This is a genomic window from Candidatus Competibacter phosphatis, assembly GCF_012939995.1.
Lineage (GTDB): Bacteria > Pseudomonadota > Gammaproteobacteria > Competibacterales > Competibacteraceae > Competibacter > Competibacter phosphatis.
In genome coordinates this window covers 1-8,442 of record NZ_SPMZ01000094.1, presented here as the reverse complement: position 1 = coordinate 8,442, position 8,442 = coordinate 1, and the positions used below count along the sequence as shown (strand labels likewise).

Genomic DNA, 8,442 nt, shown 5'->3' with positions numbered 1-8,442 from the left:
AACCTTGGGCCACCCGGACCACGGGTGGCGCGTCGCGTTCAAATTCAGCGCCTCGGCGGTCATCACGGCTTCGGGTGGTCGCTGGTCCGCCGCCACCGCCTCGGTGATCTCCAGGGATCGAATCAGGCTTTGCAACTGGTCCGGCGTCATCGGCGTGAGGGTGTCCTCGGTCTGCTCAAACGCTCGGTCCCGCGCCCGCTCGCGGCGAGCCTGATGGCCGTGTTCAAGCGCTGGATTCGGCGGCGGTGGCGGTGACGGTGGCGACTCGACGACGGGCGGCGCGGCGTCCGGCGCGGTTTCGGGCTCCGGCACGGTGGGTGGCGACTCGACGATGGGCGGCGCGGCGTCCGGCGCGGTGGGCGGGCGCGAGGTCGGCCCCCCCCAGCGCCCATGCCGGGGTGGAGAGACCGACGAGCCATAGTGCGGTCAACAAACCGTCCAGGCGCAAAGATCGACTCATACGACCGGCCTCCTTATGAAGTCTTCCCCGGTCGCGTCACCAGTTGATGAATCGCGTATCCCCGAGGCAGCTCGTGAGTCGGCATGCGGACGATCAGGATTTCCGCGATATTGTCCTGGGGCAAGCTCACGCTGGAGGCCCCCTGGTAAGTGATCCTGATCGGGACCTCCAATTTCCAGGCATAGCGACCCCCGATCACCCCTTGGTTGGTGACCAGCGGTGGCGCGGTCGGCACGACTTGGGTCACGAGCCGCCGCTCGGCCACGGCGGTCCACAACCCCGAAGTCCCCAACGCTTTCCGATGGCTGTTGAAGCCTTGGGCGGTGAACAAATCCCGCATCCGCGAAAGCTGTTCCTTCTGGTGCACATAATCGAGGGTGTACGCCGTCGTCACGGCTTGCGCCGCCCAGGTCAGCAACACCTCCTGGGGAACATATGGCTCGCTGATCGGAATCAGCGGGATGAGTCGCCCATCGGCGGTGGTGGCGAAATACTCGGGCGTGGGGGGGATGGGTCAGCGTCCACAGATGACCGAACGCGCTGACGGTCAGCGCGGTGGCCAGCACCGCATTCCCCAGCAAGGACCACCGCAACTTCAGATCGAGCGACCCCAACAGGTCGTGAACCGGGGCGGTGCCTCGCAAGCCTGGTTCGGTCGCCGGGTCGCGGCCTTGTGCCAACGTCGTCTCGGTCATCTCGGTCATCACTCTCCCGGTTCCGATGGCGGGTCGCTCATGCACCGAAAAACTCGGCAGGGTTTTCGGCCACCTGCTATGATTATAGCGACGTTATTTTTATAAATAAACATATCAAATATATGAACGACGAATGAACGACGAAGCGGACGTGGTTCCCAGCGCGCTGCGAGCCTTACCCCAAGCGCGCCACCTCGATGCCGAGCGGATGGCCACCTGGTGGCAAGCGGCGCGGGCCCTCGCCGCCACGGACGCTTTCGGAAGCAGTCTCACGCCCACCCAACAGCTCCGGCGGCTGGCCGGCTTCGGCGCCAGCGAGATCGGGATCTTGGTCGGCGAGCAACGGGGCCTGTATTCACCGTTCAGTACCGCGCGCGAGGTGGTGGCCCGCAAGCTGCTGCTGGACCCTCCCACCCCGGCCAATCCCCATCAACGGCGCGGGATTCTGCTGGAGCCGCTGATTCGCGAGACGTTCTTGCGCCAAAGCGGGGCGGTTCGGCAACCAGCGTGGACGCAACGCATCGCGACCCACCGCCCCGCCCGCTGGCCGTGGATGCAAGCGACGCCGGACGATATCGTGGAGGTGGCGGGTCGCCGGGTGCTGGTGGATTACAAGGCGCCCGCCGAACCGCTGACCGAGGTGTCGTTGCCGTATGCCTGCCAATTGCACCAGACCGGCTTGATCGCGGCGGATTTGGGGTATGCCGTCGACGCGCGGGTCCTCGTGGCCTGGAACCACCCGCGAGGGACCCCGGAGGTCCTGGTGTGCGCGCACGACCCGGCCTTGGAGGCCGAGATCGTGGCGGCGGGCACCCATTATTGGAACGCGTACGTCCTACAAGGCGTGCTGCCGCCCTGGCCGACCCGCGCCCCGCTGGCGTTGGAGCTGGCCGACCTGTCCCTGGCGGCCAAAGCCGACATCGAGGCGCTGGCCGAGCGTTGGCTACGGTTGGAGCTGCTGGCGAAGGAAACCCAGCGCCTGCATGAAGACGCCCATGCGCAACTGCTGGCGCGCTGCCGCGCCCACCATCTCGCCGACACCGTGCACAGGGGTCCGGTCCAGATCAAGCCGCGTGCCCAATGGAACGAAGACGCGGTGGACGCCCGGCTGAGCGACGCGGACCGGCAGCGGTTCGCGCGTCCTCGATGGGATACCGATCAGTTGGTGGCGCTGGTGCGCGAACGAGGCGGCGATCCCGACGTGGCCCGGACGGATGACGCGGCCCTCGATCTCGACGCGGCGGCCCGCTGGTTGATCACCGAACGTGGGATTCCAGAAACGACGCTCCAGCGCATCGAGTATCAAACCCGCCTCTCGCGTCGCAAAGCCGATCAACCGTTCGTGGAACCGATCCGGGAGGCCGCGCGCGCGGCCTCCCACACCTTCGGCACGCCGCCACTTCCTACGACCCGTCCTCTACCCGCGCCACGCTAGACCCATCTTAGGAGTTATGTTATGTCAACAGATACAGTAAAGCACTCCTCGTTCGACACGCTACGGACCGCCTCCGAAGTGGCCACGCACGGCGCGACCGCCAAAGCCCCGGTGACCCATCAATCCTGCAACGTGATCGCCCGATTGGACGCCCCGCCGGAGACCCAGGGTGGCGCCCTGATCTTGCGCGCCACGCCGTTGTTCGACGGCCCTCACACCACCACGGGCCGCGCCGAGACTTTTGCCGTCCGTGCCGACCGGATCAAGGAGTGCAAGGACAATCTCAACAAGGGGGCCGGTGGCGGGGTCGGTTCGATCCTGGCGTTCGGCAATGCCTGGCGCGACGCCGACCGCGGCGTGATCAGCGTCGGTTGGATCAACACCTGCGTCTCCGCCCAGAAGGTCCAGGGCGAGATGAACCACCATCAGCACCGGGACGTGGTGCAGGTCTACGCGCAAATGCCGGTGTTGGATTTCACCAACGTCCAGCGGGGCGTCGGGGAACCGGCGCGGATTCGGTGGGCCTTGGGACAGGACACGATGACGACGCGGGTGGCCCATGGCTCACGGTGGACACCGGTCGTCTTCGACCGGCGCTGGCTCCAGGAGAAACTGGCGCAAGCCTGGGAGGCCCGCGCCCAGGACCACGTCTCGATCAATTTGCGCTTGCCGGTGTTGCGGCCCGAACAGGCGCGGCCGGCGCGCGATGCCGCCGAGGCCGCGCGGGCCATCGACACGCTCCTGGCCGCCGACCGCTATCGCTCGATCCTGACCCGGATTTCCAACGGCGGCGAGACGGAAACCCGTTGGCAACCCCTGATGCGGGGTGAACAACCCGGCGAATGGGCCGCTCAATTGCTGGCGCGCGTGCCCGGTTTCGATGCGCAGGGCCATCCGGTGGCCGATCCCGACACCGGCGAACAGGTCGAGGTCGATCGATTCGCCTTGATCGAGGGGATCGACAACCCGGTGTTGTTCGCCGCCGCCACGCGGGGCGAAATACAGCTCGAATTCATCCCCCGCGACGCGCTGTTGGTCGCCAGCAAGCATGCCGTCAGTCTGGCCAACGACATCAAGACGATTCTGCAATCCGAATCCGCCGCTGATTTGCGCGCGGTCGCCTTTACCTTCGGCCATGAGACGGAAGCCGTCTCGCGGGTTGCTCTGGTGTTGCAGCAACAAGCGGAACGGACCTACGTGGTGGCCGGGCCGTTCCGGCTGGACACGGGACCCGCTTACACCCCGGCGACCGTGCCCAGCCCGTACTGGCGGGCACCCGTTCCGCCCGCCGATGAGGGCGATCCCACCGCCGAGGGCGAACCATCGTGGGAATCCGCCACGGTTCAGGACCTTCCAGAACTGGCCGACGAGGCGTTCGAGCTGGGTCAAGCGGCCCTCGACGCGGCGTTCCAGGTCGACTCGGCCGCCACGCCCGCGCCGGCGCCCGCGAAACCGGCCCCCCAGACCCTGGATGCACCCACCACCACGGCGCCGGGACCGGCACCGGCGCCGGTCAGCCCCACGTCCGTCAACGCCGCGCCGCGCCCAGCCGCCGTGCCCCCGCCGACGATGTGAGGATGCCGCCGTCCTGATCGAAAGACCGTCCCGAGGCCGGGGCGGGCCACCACCCCGGGGGAATCCGCATGTCCGAACCCACCGCCACCGTCCGCTGGATCGACCTGTCGCCCCACGGTCTCACGCTACACGCCGTGCGCTTGCCCTCGGGCCGGGCGGTCCTGGTCGCGGCCGGCCACACGGCCGACCACGGGGCCGCGCTTGCGGCCCTGGGTTTTCGCCGCACGCGTCAAGGTCACGTCGTCCATCCCGAACCCACCTTGAAATTCGGGGACGTGCGGCGTCACTTTCCCCAGGCGACCGTGCGCGAGATGCCGCGCGATCGCGTCGTGCGCGTCGTGCCTACGGTCGTGCCGCCCACGCCCTCACTCGCCCCGACCATCGCCCCGACCATCACCCCGACCACCGAGGCGATCCCAGTCGCCGACGCCGCCCGCGCCACGGCGGACCATCGGGTGCATAACGCCACCTGGCTCGGCCTCAATCGGCGCGGCCAGTCCGTCCATGAGGACGGCGCGGAGAACCGCTACCTAGTCGGCGATCCCGAGGGCGATTTCGGGCCGCTGACGGACGTCGATTACCTGCGGCTCACCACCGACGATGACTTACCCGACTTGGTGTCGGGCCTGCTGTGGCGGGCGCTCCAAGAGGAAAAGCTCGGCGCGGAAGACCTCGCGCAACTCGGCCGCGCCCTCGCGGTGCCGGCCGGCCAGGACACGCCGACGCCCCACGCGCTGCAAGAAGCGCTGGAGGCGGCCAGTGTCGCCTACTTTCGGGCGCATCACGCTCGGCTCGACGCCCAAGGCGGTGCATCGGTCCCCACCGCCGCCTTCCACGCGGCGCGGCGGCTGGCGGGCCACCTGCCGCCGGTGGCCACCCGGAGCGGCGACACCCTCGCGTTGGCCCAGTTTTCCACCCCGCTGCCGCTGGCGGTGGCCGCCCGCGCCCTCCTGGGGCCGGTCGGCGCGGGCCGGTCCGTTCTCGAACCGACCGCCGGTCACGGCGCGCTGCTGCTCGGGTTGCCGGCGGAGGCACGAATCACCGCCGTGGAGATCGATCCCGACCGGGCGCGGCGCCTGGAACGCCTGCTGGGCGGGACCGGGTCGGTGATCACCGGCGATATCTTGCGTCAAGCCGCGCCCACGGCACCTTACGATTACGTGCTGGCCAACCCGCCGTTCGGCGGGCTGGGCCGATTCGGGACCGGCGACCGTCCGCAACGGCGGGTCGCGTTCGAGCAGGTGTCGTTTTCGACCCGGCGTTTGGATCATTGGATCCTGCTGGAAACCCTGAAACAGCGCCACCCGCAAGGACGGGCGGTGTATTTGATCGGCGCGGATCACCCCCGCCAGCATGATCTGGAGACGCCGGCGGGCGGTAGCCGTTATCTCTTGAACCTTTTGGCCGATCACTATCACGTCGAGGCGGTCATCGGCCTGCACGGCCACCTCTACGGCACGCAAGGCGCGCACTATCCCCTGCGGCTGATCGTCATCGGCGAGCGGGGCACCGGCTTTCCGGCGGTACCCGAAACCACGCCGGTGGCCCGCGATTGGGATGAACTCTGGACGCTCGTGGACACCTTGGCGCCCCGGATCGGGCCGAGCGTGCTGGAGCGCGCGGCGCCCTTGACGTGGACGACCGACGCAACCACGGGGGCCATGGCGACCGGCGAGACCCCATCGATGCCCGATACCTCCGATGCGATGCCGTCCATCGAGGACGAACTGGACGCCGTGGTGGTGTATCAGGAACGCTATGTCGCCCGCAGCGGCGTGGGCGCGGCCTCGACCATGATTCCGGCGAACATGGCCACGGCGGTGAGCCGTGCCCTGGATCGCGTGGAAGCCCGCCAGGGGTGCGACGTCGATACCTTCGTCGGGCGCGAGCTGGGGATGAGCGCGGCGGAGCGAGCGGCCCATTTCGCGCCCGAACAAATCGATGCCTTGGCGCTGGCCTTCGACGCCCACGACCGGGGACGGGGGTTCATCGAGGCCGACGAGACCGGCATCGGCAAGGGCCGGGTGCTGGCGGGCGTCTGCCTGCGCGCCTGGCGACAAGGCCGTCCGGTGATTTTCTTGACCGAGAAGCCCAACTTGTTCTCGGATTTTTACCGTGATCTGTCCCAGATCGGCGTCCAGCGCGACATCGTGCCGCTGATCGTCAATGCCGACATCCCGATCAAGGACACCGAGCGAGGGACCGTGTGGCGAGCGGCGAGCCGTGCGGCGGACCTGCGGCGAGCGGCGAGCCGTGCGGCGGACCTGCGGCGAGCGATGACCGCGGACACCCTGCCCCCCGGCGTCAACCTGGTGCTGGCGACCTACTCACAGCTTGGTCAGCGCGGATCGCTCAAGGTCGACTGGCTGTGTCGGATCGCCGAAACCCATGGCGCGCAACTCCTCGTCGATGAATCGCACAACGCCAGCGGGGACTCGAACACCGCCGCGAACGTGAAACGGCTGCTGGAAGCGAGTGGACGGCCCCCGATCTTTTCCAGCGCCACTTACGCCAAGCGCCCGGACAACCTGTCCGTGTACGCCTCGGTGTTGCCCGACCTGTTCCGCCAGGACGACCTCGGTTTCCTGCTGCGCCAAGGCGGCGCGCCGTTGCAGGAGGCGTTCTCGCAGATGCTGGCCGAGGACGGCGTGCTGATCCGGCGCGAGCACGATCTGTCTCACATCACCTTCCGCACCGAACCGGACACCGCGCGCGCGAACCGCCATCGGGAACTCGCAAATCGCTTGGCATCGATTCTGGAAAAAATGGCCTGGCTGGGCGGTGACATCGAGGCGTTCATCTCCGAGGAAAACCGGCGGTTGAACGAACGGCTCGACGGCGGCGACGCGAACGGCCAACGCCGGGGCCACCGGGCCGGCTTGCAAACGATGAACTTCGGCTCCCGGCTCTATCAGCTCAATCGACTGTTCCTGCTGGCGCTCAAGGTCGATCACGCCATCGAATTCGGGGCGCGTGAGATCGAGGCGGGCCGCAAACCGGTGTTCGTGGTGGAAAACACCTTGGAAACGCTGTTGAAGGAGATCGTGACCCATCGGTTCGATGATGATCTCACCATGGACGAAGGCACCACGGATGAGAAGGCCGTGGACACCCGCCGGGCGACGGTACCGGCCACCCGTGATCCCTTAGCCGATTTGACGATTCCGGCCATGACCTTTCGCGATGCCTTGTGGCGGGTGCTGGACCGAATGCTGGAGTACACCGAGCGCGACGGTTACGGCAACACCACCCGGCGGCGCATCGACGATCCCGCGTTGCTCGACCTGGTCCAGGGGATCGAGAAGGACATCGCGGCGTTCCCCGACCTGTCGTTGTCGCCGCTGGACGAGGTACGCCTCGCCTTGCAAGCACGCGGCTATCGCATCGGCGAGCTGTCCGGCCGGTCCTTCCAAGTCGAGTGGGTGGAACAGGAAGACGCGCGCGCCTTGCGGGTCCGGCCCCGGCCGGCGGAAAACCGGGTCGATACCGTGTTCCGCTTCAACACCGACGTCCATCAAGGCTTGATCGTCACCCGCTCCGGCTCGACCGGCTTGAGCGCGCACGCCCGTGACGATGTCCCCGGCTGGAGTCCGGCCCCCCGTTCGATGTTCGAGTTGCAAATTCCGCAAAATGTGGCGGAGCGGATTCAGTTCTGGGGCCGGATCAACCGCCGGGGCCAGTGCGCCGCCCCGACCGTGGTGACCCCCTCCACCGGGCTCCCCGGCGAGATGCGGTTGATCGCGATGCAAAACACCAAGCTGCGCCAGCTCTCGGCCAATACCACCAGCAATCAGGACAACGCGGCGTTGGCCAAGCACATACCGGACTGGCTCAATCCCCTGGGCAACCAGATCGCCCGGCGCTGGGTGACGCAAAATCCGTTTCAGGCGGCCCGGTTGTCCGCCGAAATCGGCGAGACCCACGACGCGACGCCGGGGTGGTACATCAACCGGATCACCTCGCGAATCCTGTTGCTCCCGGTCGCCGAGCAGGACAGCGTGTTGGAAGAACTGGCCGGTCTGTACCGCGCGCGGTTCGATGAACTGAAAAACCAAGGCATCCACCCGCTGCGCACCGCCGAATTCGACTGGAAGGCCCGCGAAGTGGCACGCGATCGCTTTGAGCAAACCCCCGCCGGCGCGGGCGAAACCGACAGTCCGTTCCACGCGCCCATCGATTTCATCACCGTGGACTACGAGGAGGCCCGCCGGCCGCTGCGAGCCGCCGCCGTGCGGGACGCCTGCGCCCACCACGCGGCCCACTGGCAACCGGCGCCC

At 67.7% G+C, this 8,442-nt stretch carries 6 protein-coding genes and 1 pseudogene; 4 read left to right on the top strand and 3 right to left on the bottom strand.

Annotated elements, in window-relative coordinates:
* From E4P82_RS20665 to E4P82_RS20655, 3 genes and pseudogenes are all read right to left on the bottom strand, one after another.
* Positions 1–312, bottom strand: a pseudogene (locus E4P82_RS20665) (hypothetical protein); the annotation flags it as partial.
* Positions 224–460: a hypothetical protein gene (locus tag E4P82_RS20660; protein WP_169250644.1), complete on the bottom strand. Its 237-nt coding sequence runs from the start codon at positions 458–460 to the stop codon at positions 224–226. The gene E4P82_RS20660 and the pseudogene E4P82_RS20665, both read right to left, overlap by 89 nt.
* 13 nt (positions 461–473) lie before the next feature.
* Positions 474–908, bottom strand: a complete 435-nt coding sequence (locus tag E4P82_RS20655; protein WP_312915955.1) for a DotI/IcmL family type IV secretion protein — start codon at positions 906–908, stop codon at positions 474–476.
* A 13-nt stretch (positions 909–921) separates the two neighbouring features.
* Here E4P82_RS20655 and E4P82_RS20650 point away from each other — a divergent pair, with 13 nt between their 5' ends.
* From E4P82_RS20650 to E4P82_RS20635, 4 genes are all read left to right on the top strand, one after another.
* Positions 922–1,260 carry a hypothetical protein gene (locus tag E4P82_RS20650; RefSeq protein ID WP_169250643.1) on the top strand — a complete coding sequence of 113 codons (339 nt, stop codon included), beginning with the start codon at positions 922–924 and terminating at the stop codon, positions 1,258–1,260.
* Between the two features lie 28 nt (positions 1,261–1,288).
* Positions 1,289–2,590 (top strand): YqaJ viral recombinase family protein, encoded by a 1,302-nt coding sequence (locus E4P82_RS20645; RefSeq protein ID WP_169250642.1) that lies wholly within the window; start codon positions 1,289–1,291, stop codon positions 2,588–2,590.
* A gap of 21 nt (positions 2,591–2,611) precedes the next feature.
* Positions 2,612–4,165 (top strand): hypothetical protein, encoded by a 1,554-nt coding sequence (locus E4P82_RS20640; protein WP_169250640.1) that lies wholly within the window; start codon positions 2,612–2,614, stop codon positions 4,163–4,165.
* A gap of 68 nt (positions 4,166–4,233) precedes the next feature.
* A partial coding sequence (locus E4P82_RS20635; protein ID WP_169250641.1) for a strawberry notch C-terminal domain-containing protein occupies positions 4,234–8,442 on the top strand: 4,209 nt, incomplete at its 3' end.